The 21,138-nt window shown below is 51.0% G+C and carries 18 protein-coding genes and 1 pseudogene; 12 read left to right on the top strand and 7 right to left on the bottom strand.

Features of this window, described 5'->3' with window-relative positions; genetic code table 11:
* The first annotated feature begins 87 nt into the window (after positions 1-87).
* The 6 genes from BUF15_RS04205 to BUF15_RS04180 all read left to right on the top strand — a co-directional run bounded on the left by BUF15_RS04205 (position 88) and on the right by BUF15_RS04180 (position 4,340).
* Positions 88-309, top strand: a complete 222-nt coding sequence (locus BUF15_RS04205) for a hypothetical protein (protein ID WP_073612199.1) — start codon at positions 88-90, stop codon at positions 307-309.
* A gap of 64 nt (positions 310-373) precedes the next feature.
* Positions 374-1,561: an NrfD/PsrC family molybdoenzyme membrane anchor subunit gene (nrfD, locus tag BUF15_RS04200; RefSeq protein WP_073612198.1), complete on the top strand. Its 1,188-nt coding sequence runs from the start codon at positions 374-376 to the stop codon at positions 1,559-1,561.
* Between the two features lie 3 nt (positions 1,562-1,564).
* On the top strand, positions 1,565-1,927 hold the full coding sequence (locus tag BUF15_RS04195; protein ID WP_073612197.1) for a MerR family transcriptional regulator: 363 nt from the start codon (positions 1,565-1,567) through the stop codon (positions 1,925-1,927).
* Between the two features lie 337 nt (positions 1,928-2,264).
* Entirely contained in the window at positions 2,265-2,522 is a 258-nt protein-coding gene (locus tag BUF15_RS04190; protein WP_143170630.1) for a hypothetical protein, read from the top strand.
* Between the two features lie 70 nt (positions 2,523-2,592).
* Complete coding sequence (gene nrfD / locus BUF15_RS04185; RefSeq protein ID WP_073612195.1) at positions 2,593-3,786, top strand: NrfD/PsrC family molybdoenzyme membrane anchor subunit; 1,194 nt, start codon at positions 2,593-2,595, stop codon at positions 3,784-3,786.
* Positions 3,787-3,875: 89 nt separating this feature from the next.
* Entirely contained in the window at positions 3,876-4,340 is a 465-nt protein-coding gene (locus tag BUF15_RS04180) for a MerR family transcriptional regulator (protein WP_073612194.1), read from the top strand.
* 34 nt (positions 4,341-4,374) lie between these two features.
* On the opposite strand, the gene BUF15_RS04175 is transcribed toward BUF15_RS04180, so the two are convergent.
* The 4 genes from BUF15_RS04175 to BUF15_RS28210 all read right to left on the bottom strand — a co-directional run bounded on the left by BUF15_RS04175 (position 4,375) and on the right by BUF15_RS28210 (position 10,229).
* Positions 4,375-4,845 (bottom strand): GNAT family N-acetyltransferase, encoded by a 471-nt coding sequence (locus BUF15_RS04175; protein ID WP_073612193.1) that lies wholly within the window; start codon positions 4,843-4,845, stop codon positions 4,375-4,377.
* Between the two features lie 40 nt (positions 4,846-4,885).
* Positions 4,886-5,083: a YwbE family protein gene (locus BUF15_RS04170; protein WP_073612192.1), complete on the bottom strand. Its 198-nt coding sequence runs from the start codon at positions 5,081-5,083 to the stop codon at positions 4,886-4,888.
* Between the two features lie 102 nt (positions 5,084-5,185).
* Positions 5,186-7,843 (bottom strand): sigma 54-interacting transcriptional regulator, encoded by a 2,658-nt coding sequence (locus BUF15_RS04165; RefSeq protein ID WP_073612191.1) that lies wholly within the window; start codon positions 7,841-7,843, stop codon positions 5,186-5,188.
* Positions 7,836-10,229 carry a sigma 54-interacting transcriptional regulator gene (locus tag BUF15_RS28210; RefSeq protein ID WP_084553468.1) on the bottom strand — a complete coding sequence of 798 codons (2,394 nt, stop codon included), beginning with the start codon at positions 10,227-10,229 and terminating at the stop codon, positions 7,836-7,838. The genes BUF15_RS04165 and BUF15_RS28210 overlap by 8 nt, the downstream gene beginning before the upstream one ends.
* A gap of 294 nt (positions 10,230-10,523) precedes the next feature.
* Between BUF15_RS28210 and BUF15_RS04145 the strand changes: the two genes are divergently transcribed.
* From BUF15_RS04145 to BUF15_RS04120, 6 genes are all read left to right on the top strand, one after another.
* The gene (locus BUF15_RS04145) at positions 10,524-11,675 is read left to right on the top strand and encodes a PAS domain-containing sensor histidine kinase (protein WP_073612190.1); all 1,152 of its coding nucleotides are present in this window, start codon (positions 10,524-10,526) and stop codon (positions 11,673-11,675) included.
* On the top strand, positions 11,672-13,450 hold the full coding sequence (locus BUF15_RS04140) for a sigma-54 dependent transcriptional regulator (RefSeq protein ID WP_073612189.1): 1,779 nt from the start codon (positions 11,672-11,674) through the stop codon (positions 13,448-13,450). The genes BUF15_RS04145 and BUF15_RS04140 overlap by 4 nt, the downstream gene beginning before the upstream one ends.
* A gap of 452 nt (positions 13,451-13,902) precedes the next feature.
* On the top strand, positions 13,903-14,118 hold the full coding sequence (locus BUF15_RS04135) for a hypothetical protein (RefSeq protein ID WP_073612188.1): 216 nt from the start codon (positions 13,903-13,905) through the stop codon (positions 14,116-14,118).
* 35 nt (positions 14,119-14,153) lie between these two features.
* The gene (locus tag BUF15_RS04130) at positions 14,154-14,372 is read left to right on the top strand and encodes a hypothetical protein (protein WP_073612187.1); all 219 of its coding nucleotides are present in this window, start codon (positions 14,154-14,156) and stop codon (positions 14,370-14,372) included.
* A gap of 361 nt (positions 14,373-14,733) precedes the next feature.
* The gene (gene ftsH / locus BUF15_RS04125) at positions 14,734-16,590 is read left to right on the top strand and encodes an ATP-dependent zinc metalloprotease FtsH (RefSeq protein ID WP_073612186.1); all 1,857 of its coding nucleotides are present in this window, start codon (positions 14,734-14,736) and stop codon (positions 16,588-16,590) included.
* 155 nt (positions 16,591-16,745) lie between these two features.
* Positions 16,746-17,651: a hypothetical protein gene (locus BUF15_RS04120; protein WP_073612185.1), complete on the top strand. Its 906-nt coding sequence runs from the start codon at positions 16,746-16,748 to the stop codon at positions 17,649-17,651.
* Between the two features lie 132 nt (positions 17,652-17,783).
* Here the strand turns inward: BUF15_RS04120 and pstB are convergent.
* The 3 genes and pseudogenes from pstB to pstA form a co-directional block, all read right to left on the bottom strand.
* Positions 17,784-18,518: pseudogene (gene pstB / locus BUF15_RS04115) on the bottom strand (phosphate ABC transporter ATP-binding protein PstB); the annotation flags it as partial.
* Positions 18,519-18,747: 229 nt separating this feature from the next.
* Complete coding sequence (locus BUF15_RS04110; protein ID WP_073612368.1) at positions 18,748-19,773, bottom strand: substrate-binding domain-containing protein; 1,026 nt, start codon at positions 19,771-19,773, stop codon at positions 18,748-18,750.
* Positions 19,774-19,858: 85 nt separating this feature from the next.
* Positions 19,859-21,136 (bottom strand): phosphate ABC transporter permease PstA, encoded by a 1,278-nt coding sequence (pstA, locus tag BUF15_RS04105; RefSeq protein WP_073612184.1) that lies wholly within the window; start codon positions 21,134-21,136, stop codon positions 19,859-19,861.
* Positions 21,137-21,138 lie beyond the last annotated feature (2 nt).

The following is a 21,138-nucleotide window of genomic DNA, read 5'->3' as shown; positions in this document are numbered from 1 at the left end:
CCCCTGGTTGCGGTATGGCATGCGGCTTGCTGATTAAGCGGTAAAGGAAATAGTGACATTTCCTCAATATTACTCGGAGGGTTCATCATGATAGTGGCAATCGAAAGCAGAGGAGCAGGAGTTGATTTCCGGGAGAAGGCCCGGCAATTGCGACAGAGTATTCCCGCATTGTCTGAGGCGTTTTGGTTTCTGACTTCCCTGGTGTTGTTCATGGTTCTTGGGTCGTTTGCCGCGCCATTTGCGCTCTATGCGATATTCAGTATCGACAAGGAGCATCGCGGCTGGAGAGAGCCCGAAGCCATAGAGTAGATCGTTTTTACCCAAACACGAAGATATTCGGATGAATCATCCGGAAAGAGAAGGAGATTGCACAATGGAACGACAGATTGCTCTGGAAGGTTTACAGCAGACGGAGATGAAGGCATCGCGAATCGACGGTTTGATGGTGCTGACCCTGTTGATGATCGCGGCTGGTGTTGGTGGCGGCATTTATGCCCAGGTCGTGGGGCATCATCATGCATTTGCCAACACTCGTGACATGCCGTGGGGAATGCTGATAGGTGTCTATGCTTACCTGGCCATTATTTCCACCGGCTTGTGTCTTATGGCCGCAATCAGCCATGTTTTTCATGTCCAGCCTCTTTTGCCGCTGGCAAATCGTATGGTCTGGCTCTCCATTATCGTTTTGCTCGGGGCCTTTACCGTTATCGGTCTGGAAATAGAAAACCCCTGGAGGATGCCGATATACTTGGTCACCCATCCGAATGTCACTTCGAATATCTGGTGGATGGGCACCTTGTATGGGTTGGCTGTCGCGCTTCTTATGCTTGAATTTACTCTCATCTATTCCGGCAGATTGAAGGCAGCGGTTGTTTTCGGTATAGCTGGTGCCGTGGCCGAAATGCTCGCAAATACCAACCTGGGTTCTGTCTTTGCTTCCCTCGCGTCAAGACCTTTCTGGTACGGTTCCCAGTTGCCGATTTTCTTTCTGGCCAGTGCACTCTTATCCGGTGCTGCTGCGGTTATCCTTTCCACCCACTACAGCCAGGTATTGAGCAGGCGGCGCTTAAGCGAGGAAACCGCGCTTGGTCTGCGGCTGGTTGGAAAATTCATGGCAGTAATGCTCTTTCTCATCATGCTTGCTACAACCTGGAAATATGTGAATGCCTATTGCGGTACAGACGACCTACGCATTGCCGCTGACGCCCTAGTACGGGGACCGTTGTCCACAAGCTTCTGGGGCTTTGAGATCGGCCTTGGTCTGGTGTTGCCATTTCTGCTGGTTACTCTTACCAGGTTCAATTCTCCGCAGGCCCTTTCGCTGGCGGCCATGATGGTCCTGGTGGGTCAGTTCTTTTCCCGCTATAACCTGGTGGTTGGTGGCGTCATTGTTCCTCAGTATCTTGGCTATGACGACCTGCCGATGTATCTGAGCTATGCACCGACCACGGCAGAATATCTGCTGGTCATTGGCGGGCTGGGGGTGGTTGGTTTTGGTTTTCTGATAGGGGAAAAAGGTTTTACCAAACTGTTCCAGGGCCAGAATGCAGAGGAGGTGTAGATTATGTTGGCGGATGACAAAGCAGTATTTACCATCGGTATGGTGGCGGAGATGCTGAAGGTGCATCCGAGAACCATCAGAAATTATGAACAGAAAGGTCTGGTGACCCCGGCTCGTAAAGGTGCCTGGCGCTATTACACAATGCGGGATGTCCAGTGGATAGCCTGTTTACGAGAAATGATTCACACCCATGGTGTCAGCATCAATGCGATTAAAAAGCTGCTGAAATATACACCCTGCTGGAATATTATCGACTGTTCCTTTGAGAAACGACAGCGCTGTTCAGCCTTCTTCTCGAATAGTCTGGTACCGCAGAAGATCAAGCGTATCGGCCCGGAGCCGGACCGGAAAAAAGTTGCGGTCTGACAATCTGATCATTTGAAAGGGAACATCCGTTTAACTTGCTTTCATCACACCCTACCATCCAGCCATAGAGGGAAACGATGACGGTCGCACCAGGCATTGCGAGACCGACATTGTTTCCCTCTTGTCGTTTTTGACTTCCGATCGCAGTCTTCCCCATTCTAACAACACGCATTAGGGCGCATAATGCGTCTTTCCGGTAACAGCTTCGTCATGGGCGCAAATGGCGTTGTTTTTTATGCAGGCGTTTGCTGTTGGATAAAATCTGTAAAAACAGGTTGATGTGTACGTCGCTGATCCTTTGATTTTGATCATTGCTGATCAGATATGTGTAAATAACTTGACAGTGATCATTGTCAACTATACTTTTAATTATAGTTTGCAGGTTGAGGTTCGTCTTGAGGTTGAATTTCGTGTCAGGAAAAAGTTGATGGAGGAGAAAATGGACGCTGTGATGTTTTTCGTTTTTTGGATAGGAGCGGCGACAATTCATACGCTGATAGAACTGCGCATTGAGGCGGTAGCATCGCGCAGGGTGGCGAAGGCCCTTGCTCTGACGGGGCGAAGCAAACAGAAGTATGAGAGTGACAGGTGCTGAAGATTTCAGGCCACTTGTGAGTGAGATGCTTTTGTCAACACAATGAAAAATTCGAGTAGGAGCTGATGAAATGAACAATTTACTTACCGCGGTACTGCCCCAGGAAGGGGGGCTGGAAGTCCAGGTATCCACCAAATTCAATCTGGCACTTTTCCTGATGGGACTGTTGACCATAACAGGTGTGGCGGCAGGAATACATTCGTTGTATGCAGGCCATGAACACACATTCGGCGTAAGTCGCGAGGTTCCGTGGGGAATTCTTATCGCAGCCTACGTCTTTTTCGTGGTGACCTCGACCGGTCTCTGCATGGTCTCATCGATTGGCCATGTCTTTGGTGTAAAAAATTTCAATCCCATCGCCAAGCGAGCGGTGTTTATGTCAATTGCCACCATCGTGGCAGGTTTTCTGGTAATTGCCTTTGAGATCGAAAATTCCTGGCGGATGCCGGTCAATAATGTGATCGGCGCCAATCCCACCTCCAACATCTGGTGGATGGGAACCCTCTATGGGGCCTACCTCTTCTTTATGCTCATTGAATTTGTGATGTTGCAGCAGGACAACCATAAAATGGCCATGTCATTCGGCCTTGCAGGACTGCTTACCGGTGTTGTTGCCCACTCGAATCTCGGAGCAGTATTTGGTCTTCTTAATGGTCGTGAATTCTGGCATGGGCCCTATATGCCGATCTATTTCATCACCTCAGCTGCCATGTCCGGTTGTGTAGCCATCATCTTTTTCACCTGGCTGGCCTACCGTTTTAACGGCTGGAAGATGAGTAACGCCATGCAGGGATCGTTGGAAAGTGTTGCCAAGATGGGAGCGTTGATGATGGCGATCATCATTTTTTTTACCAGCTGGAAGATGATCACCGGTATTACCGGAGAGGTTCCCGGCAAATATGAAGCGATGCAGTCGCTTTTGAGCGGGTCGTTTGCCACCAATTTCTGGATTGGCGAGGTCGCACTGGGGATGTTGATTCCATTTATCCTCATTATGGCGGTGAAGGGCAAAAACATGAATGTCCTGTTTATCGCGTCCCTTGCCGGCATGGTCGGGATCTTCTTCATGCGCTACGATCTAGTGATTGTTGGGCAGCTGGTTTCCCATTATCACGGAATGGGATTGGTCGACTATCCTGAACTGTTCTCCTATGTGCCGAGTCTGCATGAGAATCTGGTAGTACTTGGTGGCATCGGTTTTTGCGGCTTGCTCTTTCTGGTCGGCGAAAAATTGTTTCGGGGCCATGTGGCGGAAGAGCATTAACATGAGATGAGAAGTGTCGTATACTGCAGACGCCGCAAGCGGGATATCCATTAGCGGCGTCTGTTGCGATTTATTCCCATGAGGTGTGTATGGCCGTGAAAAAGAACAAGAGTCTGGAGCCGGTGAGTAAGGATCTGCCGGTATATTCCATTGGTGTTGCTGCGAGAATCCTTGACGTCCACCCAAGAACGCTCAGGATCTATGAGGATGAAGGCTTGATAAAACCGCATCGTCAGGGAGCGCGTCGCATGTTTTCCCAAAACGATATGCAATGGATAGCCTGTCTGCGTTCAGCGATCCACGAGCAGGGGATATCCATTCCCGGGATCAGAAAACTACTGCGGTTTGCCACCTGTTACGAGATTGTGGAGTGTCCCGAGCAGGTGTCCTGTGTTTGTGAAGCTGTGGTGGATAGGGTCATTCCCAGAAAACCCCGCCTGGTCGGAGACAAACAGGCTGCAGAGCGCATTGCTGAAGAGGAAAAAAATACGCGTAGCGAAGAGAGAAAAAAAGGCACGATCGCCAAACAGTCCGGCACGGGCGAAGCTGGCTAAAGGACTATTGGCTTTCAGGGGAGCTACGGTTGCGTTAGAATTCGGGTTCGTAGCCAACTGTAAAATGCTGGTGCGGATCGTTGCGAAGTGCCAGAAAATGTTTGTTGCCGGGATCAAAAGGGCATTTCGGTTGGTCACAACGGACAAAGCCGAACCGCTCATAGAATTTCGGTGCTCCCAGAACATATATCGTCGTATCTTTCACTTCCTTTTGACGTAATGCAAAGCGCAGAAGCTCCGAGCCGATACCCTGATGTTGAAATTCCGGGTTCACTGCCAGCGGCGCAAGGTGCAGACCGCAGACGTCATTTCCCCTGTAGGCCTTGGTAAAAGCGATATAGGCAATATATCTGTTGGTGTGGATGCATACCCACTCATATACTGTTCTACCCTTCTTGTGCAGATTGTTAAATAGCCGCTCTTCATACCTGCTGTTCGGGAAGGCCTGCCGCAAGAGCGCCGCTGCCTTATTATGGTTGTCGTCGGTGAGTCGCTGGATTTTCATGACCGTTCCGTCAACAATGGTTTGGTGAATGTGTCATTATTCATCTGGGGCAGATCTCCTTGACCCGGCCCACCACACCGCTTGTGAGGCGCACTTTGATACCGTGGGGATGGCTGGCGGAATTGGTGAGGATATCCTGAACCACGCCCTCGGTAAGGGTTCCGCTGCGCTGATCCTGTTTTTGCACGACCCGTACAGTCTGTCCTTTCTGAATCTGTGTCCGTGTTCTGCCATCCATAGAAAATACCGTGTTGTTTTTCCAAAGTGTTGAATTGCTCTGCTGCGATCGGCTTCCTCGGCATTGTAATCGGAATACGCGATGATGAAAGGGGAAAGTTGGTTATTGGGCGGGAATCTGCATAAGGCCCAGATACGCTGCAGCTGAAAGACAGAGCAGAAGTGCCGGAAGAAATGTTACGATTGTTCGCGGTTTTCTTGCAGCGGTCAACCGGCCAACAATGCGCCAGTTAGCATAGAGAGAGGCTATGAGACCGCCGAAGACCGTTACTGATTGCAGCATGAACGTGATGTCCGGGCTAAGGGACCTTGCTGGGGCAAAATTTTCGTTGGCGCCAAAGAGTTTTATGAGGGTGGCCGGCAGCAGCCATATTCCGCGCACCAGTATTTCCAGATGGGCCGCCATGAAGGCGCCGAGTACCAGAGGGATCATGCCGTAGCCGAAGATGGCTGCAACGTTTTTGAAACTGCAGGCTGTGGCGGATGCGATTATCCTCGACAATATTCCATATCCGCCCAGATAAAAAGCAACTGTTGCTACAAACAGCAGTGTTGCGGCAAAGGCGTGATTGTGCGGAAGACCGTAGTGCTGAAGGGAACTTGCCAGCAGCTGGATAAAGCCCGGGAAATTCTGGCTGACGATAAATGGAAAGAATATCGCCGCCAAACTCACCACAAGAATGCTGTCTGATAGCCGCGGATTTTCCTGGTTCCAGAGTTCCTGGGGTGCCAGGCGCAGATTAAGGTGAATCGAGTTCAACTTACAGTTCTTGATGCATTGGCCACAGAGAATACAATCCCGGTTATTGTCGACCAGGAAGGGGTGGCGGAACATCGGGCAACCTGCATTGTTGTCGTCTCCGGTATAGCAGGCGTGATCACCGCAGCGATTAAGGCACATCTGGGTGTTGGCGCGAAGTTCAAGGATAGAGGGCATGGAAAACAGGGCGTTGATTGCTCCCAATGGGCAGACATAACGGCACCAGACCCTCCGTTTATAGAAGATACTGAAGAGGAGCGAGCCACAGGTGATGGCGGTTATGATCCAGGCCGTGAGTCTGGGTGACTCGTAAGCGTTCCAGGTCGTTTCTATCCAGAACAACAGGATGCAGAGAGTGGTCATGATCCAGCCCGAGTAGTGGCGGATAACTTTTGGCGTGGGACGCTCCGGTTTGATGAGAAGCTGGGCCAGCCAGCCAGGTACCGAAAGGCCGCAGATGCTGCACCAGGTGCGGGCTAGAAAGAAAAACGCGAAAATCATGAGCGGCCAGCCCACCACCCAGCTGAGAATAAGCCCGACATTGTCGTGGGGGCCGCGCGGCCCAAAAAAAAGTGTGGCCAGGACCAGAAGAAAAAAACCGCCGACCATGATCCGTGGCAGTACCGGAAAGAGCCTACTCAAAAGAAAGCTACGGATCGGTTTGAAACGCAGTAGGTTCAGTTCCCATTTGCCTTCTGAGCGTGGTACGCCAAGAAGGATTTCGTCGGTCAGTGGCTGGTTGCTGCGGCCTAAAACCACCGCCCGTTGCAGGACACTTGCCATCTCGGTGAGATTGCCTGGCCAGTCGTAATTGATGAGTTTGCCCAGGGTCTGATCGTCGATCGCCGAGATGTTCTTGCCGTATTTGAGGCTGTACCTTTTGAGGTAAAACTCCACGAGGCGTGGGATGTCGCGGCGATGTTCGCGTAAGGGGACCGCCCGGAAATGTTGCCCGGCGAACAACGAGTAGAGTTCCGGCAGCAGCCGGTTCTGCCCGTCTGTCTGGCGCGGATCATCTTTGCAGATGAGAATTATTCGGGTACGAAGCGGAATTGCCGTTTCTCCACCTACCCGCGAGAATGTGTTTTTCGTAATTGTCCTGGCCAGCTGTCGCTGAACATCGGGTTCCAGGCATTCGGCGTTGTAGAGTACCGCGGTTCCCCCTTGGGCCAGTTCCAAGAGACCGAGCTGGCCGAGTTGTGAGAAAGCCAGGGGCTCTTTGCCGTACCCGAAAAGTTCCAGCTCCATCTGGGCCGGATCAATGTTGCGGATATCAGCCTCTCTATATGGTCCGTGGTTGTATTGCCCGCCTTTGTGGATTTCGCCGGCAATCAGGCGTCGTCCGGTACCGGTCTCCCCTGTAATGAGCAGAGGGGTTGTACTGTTGGCGAATTGTTTGACCGCTTTGTTGACCTGGTTGTGGATGGTCGAGGCGGTCAGTCGTTGTTCCCGTGAGTCGAGTGGTGAACTGGCAGGAAAAAAGGATGGGTCAAGGAGATGTTCTGTTTCCTGGCGATGGGACTTCAACCAGGTAAGGGAGTTGGCGTGGTCCTGAAACGAGAGCCGCAGCCGCTTGGCCAGGCTGATGTTCAATCGATGCTGGATAACCGGTTGGCTAAGCAGGATGGTGTTGAAGGTCTCAAGGTCGAATGCCAATAACCGAAGCGGTGTCAGTGCCAGGACACTGAGACTCCTGTTGTTACCGGTGAGAAGCGAGGTTTCACCGAAATGCCCGCCCGGGCCAATCTGGCTGACACTGAGGCGGCCATTTGATCCTGCATCAAGGAGGAGTTCGACGCGGCCGCTTTCGATCATATAGAAATGCTGATCGTTGTCACCCTGGAGATAGACATGCTCGCCCTGGGAAAATTCCAGCCAGTGACCGGCCTTGATGATGTTGTGGCGTTCTTCTGGACTCAGCCCGCCTAGCAAAACAGAATTGTTGAGATTGTCATGCAAATCGCGGTGTTCAGCTGTTCGTGTAAGAAGCTGTTCAGACATTCTGTTTCAAGCCGTCGTCATCGAATCCGTAACTGTGCAGCTTTCTCCGCAACGTGTCTTTGGAGATGCCAAGCTCACGACAGGTCTTCATCCTTTTCCAGTCATTTCGTTCCAGTGATATCAGGATCGCCTGCTTTTCAAGTTCAGCGAGAGGCATGCCCTCAACGCCGGTGACCGTCTGGCCGGTCGGCAGCTGTCTTTCCGCCACGCTCTCCGGCAAATGTGCCAGCTGAATGTAGCCTCCCGGGCAGAGGATGAAACCATATTCGATTATGTTTTCAAGCTCCCTGATGTTTCCCGGATAATTATGGTGCATCAGGATGTTCATGACCTCATCACTCACCCCGACGATGTCCTTTTGCTTTTCAGCCCTGAATTTTTCCACGAAGTGAGTGATAAGAAGTGGGATATCCTCTATTCGCTCTCTGAGGGGTGGCAGCAGGATGTTGACTACGTTGAGGCGGTAAAAGAGGTCGTCGCGAAATTGCCCTTCCTGCACCAGCTGGCTCAATTCGCGATTGGTGGCGGCTAGAATTCTGACGTTGGCGGTAAGGGGGGTGTTGCTGCCGAGGGGTTCATAGACCTTGTGTTGGAGAACCCGCAGCAGTTTGACCTGCACCGACTGAGGAATGTCGCCAATCTCATCAAGAAAGAGGGTGCCTCCTTCGGCGGCGGCAAAGCGCCCCTGCCGGTCCTTTTTTGCGTCGGTGAAGGCGCCTGCTTTGTAGCCGAACAGCTCTGATTCCAAAAGTGTTTCCGGCAGGGCGCCGCAGTTGACGATGACAAAAGGCTTGTCGTTTCTGGCGGAAGCGTTGAAGATGGCTCTGGCGATCAGCTCTTTACCTGTACCGCTCTCGCCCAGAATGAGAACGTTGCTTTCACTGCGTGAAATATCCGGTAGGATCTGAAACAGCCGTTGCATGGATGGGCTTTTACTGATGATCGCATCAAAGGTGAAGTTCTTCATCAGTTGCTGCCTGAGGCTTATCTCAACGCTGAGATCTCGAAAGGTCTCGACTCCGCCGACCACATTGCCTTCAAGGTCGAGCAAGGGGGCGGCTGAGATACTTACCGAGGTACAGTTATCCCTGAGGTCCTGGATGGTAATCGTCCTGCTCGCCACCGGTTTTCCGGTATAGAGACTTTCGGCGATTGCACAGTTTTTACCGCAGATAGATGAATGGAAAACGTCGCTGCAGAACTGGCCGACAGCCTTTTCCCTGCTCCAGCCAGTGATCCGTTCCGCTGCCAGGTTGAATGAGGTGATGCGCCAGTTACGATCAACGGTGAAGACCCCGTCCGCTACAGAATCAAGAATAAGCTGGGTCTGTAAACGGTTGGTGTTGTCACGAAACGATTCCACGCCTCCCAGCACATTGCCATTGGGATCGAGAAACGGTGCGGCGCTGACCGAAACGGGAATAGAGTAGCCGTCTTTGCCGATGATGAAAATTTCACGGTCGATGATTGCTGTGCGTTCACGCATGCAGGCGGCGAGTGTGCAGCTGGTGGTATTAGTGCTCGACAGCAGTACTTCTGCACAGCTCTTGCCGAGGACCTCCTTTTCCTTCCACCCGGTGATTTTTTCAGCGGCCCGGTTAAAGGAGGTGATCTCGCCTTTTTCATTTACCGTAAAGACTCCATCCGCTACAGCATTCAACACAATATCGTTCTGGAGAGAATCGGTAATGTCCCGAAATGTTTCAACTCCGCCAATGACGTTGTTATCGAGATCAACGAGAGGGGCGGCGCAGATCTGGACAGGGATCGCTTTGCCTTGTCTCGTGGTGATGTAAAGGGAACGCTTGATCACCTGAGTCCCATCCTTAATTGATTGGGCCATGGCGCAGTCTGTTTTACAGATCGGCGTACGAAAAATATCCCGACAGGGTCGCCCGAGAACTTCAGCTTCCTGCCAGCCGGTGATTTTTTCTGCAGCTACATTAAATGAGGTGATTTTGCAATTATGGTCTACGGTAAAAACCCCTTCTGCAATTGAGTTCAGCGCGAGCCGGTTTGCGGCGAGAGGGGTAGTCAGTTCGGAAAAACTTATAAGCGTACCAAGTATCGATCCATCGGCGGCAGGCAACGTCACCAGCTGTACGGTAATTGGAATATTGGTATCGCTTGTGGTTAAGGTGGGGAGAGTATGTTGTACGGATGTGCTGCAGTATTTTCCGGCAATGGCCTTGAGGTGAGTGCAAAGCACATGGAAGCTGTCGTTGGCGCAGAAGATCTCACGGCAGTCTTTGCCTATAAGAAAATGTTCGCTGTGCTGAAGGATTTTCGCTGCAGTCCGGTTGCAGGAAGTGATACGCCAGTTGATATCAGCGGTAATATAACCACCGAAAAAAGGGTTGTTGTACGGGTCGGGTCGAACTGTCATGACGTTATTCCTTCCGGGCTTTCTCGTGATGTGGCTGCGCAGTAGAATGGTCGCGGGACGGGTCCCGGTGGAGCATCGTCATCAACTCGTCCCGATAACAAATAGTGTAGCATAGATATGTTGCATATGCACGCTAAATACTGGTAGTATCAAGGGATACAGCGTGTTTTATGAAAATTTGCAGCATTGGGTGGATTGTGTTCGTGAAGAAGATGGGCTACTATACATCGAGAATGCTACAATGTGTCAGGCTTACAACGTGACACGTTTCCCAATGGAGGGCCACCGAGAGGAATGAAAACTGATTGTCCATTACCGAGAGATACAATCGGTATAACCGATTCTGAACCTCTTTCTCGAAATATTCCTGCGAATGCTGGTATCGAGCTATTTTACGCTCTGATGGATCCGGTGTTGCTGGTGACGCCACAGGGTATCATTCTCGAGGTAAACAGTGCACTCTTGAAGGCAGCCGGAAAAACTCGAAATGATGTAGTTGGTCGTGGTGTCTGTGAAGTTATCCATGGAGGGCGCTGGCCGCATATTCTCTGCCCGCTTGAGGAGTTTCTCCTCACCAGCATGCCAAGGGTCGAGGACACACGCTTGCCTGGTCTTGGCGGGAACTACTCCCTTACCATTGCCCCGGTACCCAAGAGTAAGGAAAATGAAGAGCAGCAGATCCTGCTGGTGGCACGGCCCCTTACGAAAGATGAGGTGCGTAAGGTCGATTCCATTCGTACTGCTCAGTTGGCGGCTATCGGCGAGCTGGCTGCCGGTGTAGCTCACGAGGTAAATAATCCTATCAATGGGATCATAAATTTTGCCCAGTTGCTGCTTGATGACTGCAAACGTGGCACAGAAGAGGCTGCACTTCTTGAAAAGATTGTCCAGGAGGGTGAGCGGATCGCCTCAATTATATATAATCTGCTCTCTTTTGCCCGCGAGCGTGATAACGAGCGCAACCTGGTTGATCTCAATGAAGTGGTGCGGGAGTGTATTTTTCTTGTGGAGCATCAACTGAACCGTGACGGTATCAACCTCGTTACGCACTATCACGAGCCATCGTGTCTTATCGTTGGCAATTTTTCCGAGTTGCAGCAGGTGGTGATCAATCTCATCAGTAACAGCCGCTATGCCTTAAATGAACGGTATCGTGAACCAGCAGCTGACAAGGTGATTGAAATCAACACGGAGCCGGCGTTGATTGAGGGACGTGACTATTATCGTTTGACGATACGCGATTACGGAACGGGTATTCCCCAGGGCATTCTCGACAAGATGTTCGAGCCTTTTTTTACATCAAAACCTGCAGGAAAAGGATCTGGACTCGGTTTAAGTATCAGTTATGGTATAATATCTGGTCACAAGGGCATCCTGAGGGTAGATTCGATGCTCAATCAATACACAGATATGATAGTTGAAATACCTGCAACGGAGCACGGATGAGCGAGTCGCACAGCGATATTCACATACTGATCGTTGATGATGAAGAAAGCATCCGTTTCACCTTCGAGATGTTTTTGCGAAGGGAAGGGTATGGGTTTATTACCACCGCAGCCACACTTGACGAGGCGCTGAAGGCTGTAGAGAAAGAGAACTTCGATCTGGTCATCAGCGATATCGTGCTCGCCAACTCTTCTGGTACCGAACTCTTGAAATATGTACGGAGTAAAGGTCAGGAATGCCCAGTGGTGATGATCACCGGTTTTCCCAATCTCAATACCGCTGCGGAGGCCGTTCGCTATGGCGCATTTGACTACATAGCCAAGCCTGTAAATAAGGAAACACTGCTGCGCTTTGTTCGACAGGCGCTGAAGCATTGGGACCTTGAAAGGGAAAAGCGCTCCCTGCAGCAGGAAAATGAGAAATATAGGCGTTATCTCGAAGTTGTTTTCAGTTCGGTTTCAGATGCTATAGTCACGGTTGATGAGGAACTCAATATTGTCCAGCTTAATGAAACGGCGAGACGCTGGTTCTCTGAGATCGAAAAAGCTCCGGTGACGAGCCTTAAGCAACTTCCCGGGGAGATGGCCTCCGCCTGTCTGCAGGATGCAGGTAAAGTGATTCGTGATGGGCAGACCGTGCGGGAACACCAGGTTGAATGTCACAACAACAACGGTGAGAAGCGTATGGTCAGTCTTACCGCTGCACCACTGCGTGATGAAATCGAGGAACTGAGCGGTGCCGTGCTGGTGCTGCGCGATATTACCATGGGTGTACCAGTTGAGGTGCAGGAAGGAGAACGAACAAGCTTTCACGGTTTTATCGGCACAAGCCGTATCATGCAGGGCTTGTACCGACTGATTGAAAATGTCGGCAAGGTCGATACTGCCGTGCTCGTCACCGGTGAATCGGGCACCGGCAAGGAGCTTACTGCAGAGGCCTTGCACCTGGAAAGCCTGAGGCGTACCATGCCGCTGGTGAAGGTGGATTGTGCTTCAGTTCCTGAGGATCTGTTAGAGAGCGAACTATTTGGCCATAGGAAAGGTGCCTTTACCGGCGCAGATCGCGACCGGCCTGGACGGTTGTTCCAGGCGGATCATGGCACCCTTTTCCTCGATGAGATTGGCGATATCTCACCGAGGATGCAGTTGCGGCTCTTACGTTTTCTTCAGGAGCAGACGTTTACCCCGGTTGGGCAGGATTCCCCTATTCAGGTGGATGTGAGGGTTATTGCCGCCACCAACGTTGATCTGCATGAAAAGGTGCGGGCAGGTCAGTTTCGCGAAGATCTCTATTACAGGTTGAAGGTGGTTGAAATTCACCTGCCGCCGCTTCGGGAAAGACGTGAATGTATTCCTTTGCTTGTTAACCATTTTCTGCGACGTTATGCCGAAAAACTTGGCCGCAATATTTCTTCAATTTCCGATCAGTCAATGCAGATTCTCTCTGGTTATTCCTGGCCAGGTAATGTGCGCGAACTCAGTCACGTTATCGAACGGGGCTGTGTACTTTGTACCGGGTCAACTATTCAGATCGAGCATCTTCCACAGGAACTTGTGAAACGGCCAGTCCGGGATGATATCCCAGCGGTTGTGACCACCCGTCCTGTGGTCGAATATGGTGAAAATGATGTTGATACTGAAAAAGAACAGTTATTAAAGACCCTCGGTCGAGCCGGAGGCAATAAGGCAAGAGCTGCCCGTATGCTTGGCATTGACAGAAGCACTCTCTATCGTAAACTAAAACGTTATCGAATAGTTATTGACTCGTTATCGTAATAGTTCCACATCAACTCCCCTCCTATTTTTTCTCATAACAAATTGCAACTTCTTCTTGTTCCCTCCTGGCGATAGGGGTTTCCTACCGGGGTTGTTCTTTCATCTTCTCTCTTTGTCCGAATCTGCTCAGTCAATGTGTTGCAAAAGTGTTGCAATACATGTGATGTGCTACAGAGTGCCACATAAATGCAACATATGTGCGACAGTGTGGCATGTGCGATGATGGACGGAATATAAGGGAGAAAGGCGAGAAATTGGAGTTTCTCAAGCCGAATACAAGAAACACCTACTGCAGGTATATGCTGGAACGATGCGACATGTTGACTAAAATAATATTGTCGCTCATCAGGGTCGTAAAAAAGAAAAAAAGAGATCCTTATCTGGCACAACCATTGCTTTATGAGAGTCATACAATGTGGCAATGCAAAGGTGCTCAATTAAGGGAGGACACGATGAAAACGAGAACAGCAATCAGCAGGTCAGCTGCAGCACGAAAGACGGAAAGCCCGGCGGATGTTCTGGTCTATAGGGCGGGGTTGGTTGGGGTTGGCTCTGTGGCCTGTGCCATTGGTTTGTGGGCTGTGGCCAGTCTGGTGGGAGGCCTGGCGGCAAGTGGTGGTCCGCTTGGTCTGGCTGGGGCCTGGGTCAATGCTGTTTTTGGTATCTGAGAGACTCTTTAATTTTTCTTAACAGGAGAGAATATATGAAAACGAATAGTGCAACGCGGGAAAGAAACCAGGCAGTAACCAAGGGAAAAAGTGATGCCGCAACAGAGGTCTCGAAGGTATCGATCGCTGTAGTTGGTGTTTTTGCCGCCATCGTTGGTCTGTGGAGTCTGGCTTGTATTGTTGGCGGTATCATGTCGAGTGGTGGCGTAACGGAACTTCTTTCCTCATGGTTTCAGGCCGTAACCGGAGGCTGAAAAGTTCCGCAATAGTTACGTTCTTGCTTTTGGGGTGAAGTCTTAAGCTGGGATGAGCCGTTCGAAATAGATGGAAAGGCAGGATGAAGCGATATGTTTCATCCTGCCTTTTTTGTGTCTGATGGCTGGTCGTCTGAAAAACCTCAGGTGTAACAAGACAACGCTTTATGCATGCTTTACATTGTTGTATAAGAAGATAATGAACATTGTCACAAAACGTGTTCGGCATTTTTTGCCGAATGCTTAAGCCTAATGTTAGCAGGCTTCTGTATGCCTATGGCAGACAATAGAATAGTATTTTACCGTGATTACGTAATGTTTTCCTTGGTGCCACGCTTTAGGGGAAACATAGAGGAGAGTGATGGCTCAGCTTGTCAGAAATCTATTTATCCTGTTTCTCGTTCTCTCCGGCCTGGGGCTGGTGGGGATGACCTATCACCTCGAAAACCGACTTCCGGAAAAATCATATAATTCTCTGCTGCAGGATATTAGCAGTAATAAAATCGCATCAATTTCGATCACTGGCAACCTGGTCAAGATTGTACCTACAGAAAAAGAGCGTTATCAGGTATATGTACCTGATGCCCAATCACTTCTTGAGCGTGTCAGTAACAACACGATAAAGATTACCGTTTCACCCGATTACAGCCTCTACTACTTCCAGGGAGGGGTCGTTGTTCTTGTCCTGCTCTTTTCCCTTCTTCTCGTTATCTATATCTCCGGACGCAAAACCGGTGGCGACGATATGAAATTTGCTCGTGAACGGCTGATTCTGCCGGGCACTTCGTCTGATACCATTCGCTTTGATGATGTGGCGGGAATCCCGGAAGCGCGTGAGGAGCTAGAAGAAGTTGTTACCTTTCTTAAATATCCGGAGAGATTTCGTTCCGTAGGAGCAACAATTCCCAGGGGAATGCTGCTGCAGGGGCCTCCCGGGACTGGAAAGACCCTGCTGGCCCGCGCTATCGCTGGTGAAGCCGGGGTGCCGTTTTATCGGTTCAGCGGTTCTGATTTTGTTGAAATGTTTGTTGGTGTGGGTGCTTCGCGGGTTAGAGACCTTTTTCAGGAGGCAAAACGCAATGCCCCCTGCATCGTCTTTATTGACGAGATCGATGCGGTTGGAACCATACGTTCTGCAGGTGCCAGCGACGGCAATGACGAGAGGGGCCAGACCCTGAATGCGCTGTTAGTAGAGATGGATGGTTTTGCTACCACAGATTCGATATTAGTGCTTGGTGCCACCAATCGGCCGGATATCCTCGACCCGGCACTCAGAAGACCAGGGCGGTTTGACCGGCAGATCACCATATTGCCCCCTGATGTGCGTGGGCGGATTGAGATCCTCAAGACCCATGCCAAAAAAGTGACCCTGGCTGAAGATGTCGATTTGAAGAATATCGCGCAGATAACCTCAGGCTTCACCGGGGCAGAGTTGGCAAGCCTGGTGAATGAGGCTGCACTTTTAGCCGCCCGAAAAGGATTACCCCAGATCAACAGGGTACAGTTTGATCAGGCTCGGGATCGAATTCTCCTGGGTGTTGAACGAAAAGGCATGGTCCTGACAGAACAGGACAAAAAAATCCTGGCCTTTCATGAGGCCGGTCACGCGATCGTCGCCAAGATGCTGCCTGAATCGGATCCGATCCACAAGATTACTATTATTCCAAGAGGGAGGGCGCTTGGCCAGACCCAGCAGATGCCATTGGGCGATCGCTACGCTTACGGCAAACGCTACCTCATGAACAAAATCAGTATGCTGCTTGGTGGTCGTGCTGCTGAAAAAATGGTATTTCACGAATGCACCACCCAGGCGGCCAACGATCTGGTGCAAGCCACCGAGATCGCAACCAATATGATCTGCCAGTGGGGTATGGGCGAATCTCTTGGTCCCCAGGCTTATGCGGTGGAGGATGGAGGATTTCTTGAAGGCGGTGGCCATCGGCTGGCGGTGAGCAATGAAACAGCAAGCCAACTCGATCAGGAAGTAAAACAGTTACTCACTGCCTGTTATAATCAGGCTGAGGCTATTCTAGAGCGGGAAAAATACTTCTTAAAGGTCCTCTCCCAGATTCTTCTCCAGGTGGAGACGCTTGACGCGGAAGAGTTTGATATCATCTATCGATGCTCACTCAGTAAGAAGGCCCAGAAGTACGGTCCCAAACAGGAAGAGTCCGAATGTGCCGTTTGCCCTGCCAAAGGAAACTGTCTCCATTGCTGAAGTTCGCTGCATGGGGTATTGTCATTTTGTCTATGGTACTACTCTGTTGTGCGAATTTCTGGAACAAATACGGTCTAAGGCCCTTGTCTTGTAACGAATGCTGCTCGACAGGGTAGCCAACCCAATTATTTTCTTCACTGAGATAATCAGCGATCATGTACTCTTTACGTAAGCTTGTCTGGGCGGCATATGGGGTGGTTGGCTGCCTGCTGGCGTTCATTATCCTGCTGGGAGTCCGTCAGTATGTGCTGTCCGACCAGTATAATTCCATAATCAGTCAAAGCGAGAAGGCTATCTTTCATTTTGCCACCATCCGGGAGGCAATCACCGAGTCGCTCATTGATGAACGGTGGCAGCGTCTGGAAAGTGTGATTCCCGAAATCGAGAAGCTGAACTCGGAGTTGGTGCGGCTGCAGGAAAGCACTCTAATTCCCAGTGAATTTAAACTCGCTTTAGTTGACAAAATTGACCTGGCCGGGATTATCATCACTGTACGCAGGTTGATGCACGGTGAAGGAGATATACGTCAAAGCAAGAGCTTACAAGAACAGATGCGGGCCATTGCCGATCACCTGCTCCAGTATGACCGGATCATCGGTAGTCAGGCCCGCGGTCGGATTCTCAATTTTCAGATGGTCATTATCGGAGCCTTGGGGCTCATTATCAGTCTTGCCAGTTTTTCCCTCAATAAACTCTATAAGAACACGGTGGTGCCGCTGCTGAAGGTTGCCACGCAGTTGCAAACGGCAGGCAAGCTGGCCGAAGATGTGGATTATGGCCCCGATGTCAGCCGCGAGATTTACGAGGTAATCGAAGGGGTGAAATCGCTTTCAAGTGGTAGCAATACTATCCAGCGTGAGGATGGAAACGGTGGGCTCGAACAGGCACTTCTTGCCGAAACCGTCAATGAAACCGCCAACCGGTTAAACGGTATTATCAACTACGCCCAGCTGCTGGCCGATGATGAGAGCTCTACTCTCACCGAGCAGGAAAGGCAACTGCTGCAAAAGATCATCGACAGTGGCAACAGCATCGCCGTGACCTGGAAAAAAGTGCTCTGACAAAAGATTGCCAAAGTCCAGCATGAGCGAAAACAGACAACGCCCTACCTGTCTTATAACAGGCGGGCGTTTTTCATTTTCGGTAGTGTGTTTTGACAGTCCAGGCTGTGGGCAGCGTCGTGGGATCGCACATCAGCCAAAACGGCCGGTAATGTAATCCTCGGTCAGTTGATGGCGGGGATTGGTGAAAATCCTGTCGGTCGGGCCTACCTCGATGAGATCTCCAAGATGAAAATAGGCGGTGCGCTGAGAAACGCGGGCGGCCTGCTGCATGGCATGGGTGACGATGACAATGGAAAATTGCTCGCGCAGCTCAGCGATCAGCTCCTCAACCTTGGCGGTGGCGATGGGGTCAAGAGCTGAGCAGGGTTCATCCATCAGGATCACTTCCGGGCTTACCGCAATGGCTCGTGCAATGCATAGGCGCTGTTGCTGGCCGCCGGAAAGTCCGGTGCCCGGCTCATGCAAGCGGTCTTTTACTTCGTTCCATAAACCGGCTTTGGTGAGTGATGTCTCGACAATTTCAGCAAGTTCAGTTTTGTTGGAGACAAGACCGTGGATCTTCGGGCCGTAGGCAACATTATCAAAAATCGATTTCGGAAAGGGGTTAGGTTTTTGAAAAACCATGCCAACACTGGCCCGGAGCGGTACCACATCAACGCTCGGATCATAGATATTCATGTCATCCAGGCGGATATCGCCTTCAACCCGGCAGGTACCGACGGTATCGTTCATCCGGTTGAGGCAGCGCAGAAAGGTTGACTTGCCACAGCCGGAGGGGCCGATCATGGCGAGTACCTCATTGCGACCAACATCGATGCTGACATTGTTGATGGCACATTTTTCCGCGTAGTAGACATATACATCCCGACAGATCATGCGGGGATTCTCCACAAAAGGGTCTCCCACGGTTTGTCTCGAGGAGGGCTTTGCCTTTTCCTCTGCGGTGTCAATTGCGTCATCTCCAAAAAGTTGGGTCGGGAAGGGCTGGTTTGTCATATCGGCTGTGAGGTCCATTTTTCGGTCTCGTGTTGTTTTTTGTGTCTCTTGAAATAACCACGACGGAGCAGACGGCTCCGTCGTGGAGGTACTGATATTACATGGTCTTGAGATTTTTCACGGCTTCAGCGTACTGTGCACGCTCGGCTTCAGGCATCGGGATCATGCCCTTGTCGGCCAGGTAACCTTCTTCACCCCAGGCTTTCTCGCTTGAAAACTCGCCGAGGTACTCTTTGATCCCGGGGATAACATCCACGTGAGCTTTCTTCACGTAGAAGAAGAGCGGACGGGATACCGAGTATTTGCCGTCGGCAATGTTCTCAAAGGTAGGTGCTTGCTCTTCGACGATGGAACCCTGGATCACGTCGGAGTTCTGGTCGAGGAAAGAGAAACCGAAGATGCCAAGAGCCGCCGGGTTGGCTTGCAGCTTCTGCACGATCAGGTTGTCGTTCTCGCCGGCCTCAACATAGGCTCCGTCTTCACGAACGGTCTGAGCTACTCTGGCAAACTCTTTCTTGTCCATTTTTTTGATGAACTCAAAAGACTTTGCCCCTTCGTCCATGACCAGTTCGACAAAAGCGTCGCGGGTGCCGGAGGTCGGAGGCGGACCCAATACCTCAATTTTGGTGTTCGGCAGCGAAGAATTAATGTCGCTCCAGTTGATATACGGGTTGGCAATCAGTTTGTCTGGATTTTTCGGGTCCGGTACCTCTTTGGCTAGGGCCAGGTAAATCTCCTGACGGGTGAGCTTCAGCGGCTCGCCCTGCTTGGCATTGGCGATAACGATACCATCATAACCGATTTTGACTTCAACGATGTCTTTCACGCCATTCTTCGCACAGGTCTCAACCTCGGACGACTTGATGGCGCGGGAAGCGTTGGTGATATCCGGGAACTCAACACCAACGCCGCTGCAGAACAGTTTGAAGCCGCCGCCCGATCCGGTAGACTCGATCTTCGGGGTCTTGAAGCTGGTGGACTTACCGTATTGCTCTGCAACCACAGTGGCAAACGGGTAAACGGTGGATGAACCGACTATGGAAATATAGTCGCGGGCTGCCATGGCAGGTGCGCTGCTGATCATGGTGGCGGTGAGTGCACTTGCGAGCAAGAGGGCTTTCATCTTCATTCGTTTGTTCTCCTTGGAAATTGTACGTTCTTTTTTACTTGGAAAATGGCTGCTTATTTCAGCCAAACCGATTTAACTACTACCATTTACGTTCAAACTTATTGCGAAAATAGACCGCCAGGCCATTCATCAGCATAAGAAATGCTAAAAGCATGATGATGGCCGCCGAGGTTTTTTCGGTAAAGGCTCGTTCAGGACTGTCGGCCCAGAGAAAGATCTGGACAGGAAGTACTGTGGCCGGGTCTGTGACGCTGCCGGGGATATCGACAATAAAGGCGATCATGCCGATCATGAGCAACGGTGCTGTTTCGCCCAGGGCCCGGGCCATACCGATGATGGTGCCTGTCAGCATGCCGGGCATGGCCAGCGGCAGCACATGGTGAGTAACCATCTGTATTTTCGAAGCGCCGATGCCGAGTGCCGCTTCACGGATCGAGGGCGGCACCGATTTTAAGGCAGCCCGGCCGGCAATGATAATGGTCGGCAGGGTAACAAGCGTCAGTACCAGGCCGCCCACCAGCGGGGTCGATCGCGGCATGCCCCAGAAATTAATGAATATCGCAAGACCCAAGAGTCCGAAGATAATAGACGGAACAGCGGCAAGATTATTAATATTGATCTCGATGAGATCGGTCCACCCATTGTTCGGCGCAAACTCTTCCAGATAAATGGCTGCGGCCACACCGATGGGGAACGAAAGAGCCAGGGCGATAAACAGGGTGTAGATGGACCCACGGGTTGCTCCCCATATACCGGCCTGCTCAGGTTCCCTGGAATCGCCAGAGGTGAAGAACTGCGTATTGAATTTCTTGGTAATTTTGCCATTGGCTGCAAGTGCGTCAATCCAGGCCAGCTGCTTGTCGTTGATGCGCCTGTTGCTTTCCGCCACATTGCGGTCGTAATGGCCTTTTATCAGCATGTCGACATCGTCATCGGCCAGAACCCATATTTTCTGAGTAGTGCCGATCAGTTTCGGATCTTTGGTGACCATTCCCATCAGCCTGAAGGCTGCGTTGGAGCTGACAAGCTGCGTGAGCAACTTCTTATCATTTCTGCTGGTGACATCCGGAAACATCGAATAGAGCGTTTTCTTGACCAGGCCAGGGAAATTGGCGGCAGCGAGATTCTCACCGGTAAAGAACGTCTGGTCGAACGAAACATCAAGCTGGATGTAGGTCTGCTGAAAAGCCGTGTAACCGTTAGATATGATAGAGCCAAACAGGAACACCAGAAACGTCATGGCAATTACAATGGCAGATATGCCCATACGTTTGAAACGCTTCTCAGTATTGTAGCGTTTCTTTAACCCGGCGTTGATCCGGAGAGTGATTGGGGATTGTTGAGGTGTATTCTGCATGA

The sequence above is a fragment of the Desulfopila aestuarii DSM 18488 genome, from assembly GCF_900143695.1.
Classification (GTDB): Bacteria; Desulfobacterota; Desulfobulbia; order Desulfobulbales; family Desulfocapsaceae; genus Desulfopila; species Desulfopila aestuarii.
Note: the sequence above shows the minus strand (reverse complement) of the source record. Positions and strands in the feature narration are given on the sequence as shown.

Coding starts and splice junctions, on each gene's coding strand:
- BUF15_RS04205 (WP_073612199.1), top strand. CDS start 88: ATGATAGTGGCAATCGAAAGCAGAGGAGCAGGAGTTGATTTCCGGGAG.
- nrfD (WP_073612198.1), top strand. CDS start 374: ATGGAACGACAGATTGCTCTGGAAGGTTTACAGCAGACGGAGATGAAG.
- BUF15_RS04195 (WP_073612197.1), top strand. CDS start 1,565: ATGTTGGCGGATGACAAAGCAGTATTTACCATCGGTATGGTGGCGGAG.
- nrfD (WP_073612195.1), top strand. CDS start 2,593: ATGAACAATTTACTTACCGCGGTACTGCCCCAGGAAGGGGGGCTGGAA.
- BUF15_RS04180 (WP_073612194.1), top strand. CDS start 3,876: ATGGCCGTGAAAAAGAACAAGAGTCTGGAGCCGGTGAGTAAGGATCTG.
- BUF15_RS04175 (WP_073612193.1), bottom strand. CDS start 4,845: ATGAAAATCCAGCGACTCACCGACGACAACCATAATAAGGCAGCGGCG.
- BUF15_RS04170 (WP_073612192.1), bottom strand. CDS start 5,083: ATGGATGGCAGAACACGGACACAGATTCAGAAAGGACAGACTGTACGG.
- BUF15_RS04165 (WP_073612191.1), bottom strand. CDS start 7,843: ATGTCTGAACAGCTTCTTACACGAACAGCTGAACACCGCGATTTGCAT.
- BUF15_RS28210 (WP_084553468.1), bottom strand. CDS start 10,229: ATGACAGTTCGACCCGACCCGTACAACAACCCTTTTTTCGGTGGTTAT.
- BUF15_RS04145 (WP_073612190.1), top strand. CDS start 10,524: ATGAAAACTGATTGTCCATTACCGAGAGATACAATCGGTATAACCGAT.
- BUF15_RS04140 (WP_073612189.1), top strand. CDS start 11,672: ATGAGCGAGTCGCACAGCGATATTCACATACTGATCGTTGATGATGAA.
- BUF15_RS04135 (WP_073612188.1), top strand. CDS start 13,903: ATGAAAACGAGAACAGCAATCAGCAGGTCAGCTGCAGCACGAAAGACG.
- BUF15_RS04130 (WP_073612187.1), top strand. CDS start 14,154: ATGAAAACGAATAGTGCAACGCGGGAAAGAAACCAGGCAGTAACCAAG.
- ftsH (WP_073612186.1), top strand. CDS start 14,734: ATGGCTCAGCTTGTCAGAAATCTATTTATCCTGTTTCTCGTTCTCTCC.
- BUF15_RS04120 (WP_073612185.1), top strand. CDS start 16,746: ATGTACTCTTTACGTAAGCTTGTCTGGGCGGCATATGGGGTGGTTGGC.
- BUF15_RS04110 (WP_073612368.1), bottom strand. CDS start 19,773: ATGAAAGCCCTCTTGCTCGCAAGTGCACTCACCGCCACCATGATCAGC.
- pstA (WP_073612184.1), bottom strand. CDS start 21,136: ATGCAGAATACACCTCAACAATCCCCAATCACTCTCCGGATCAACGCC.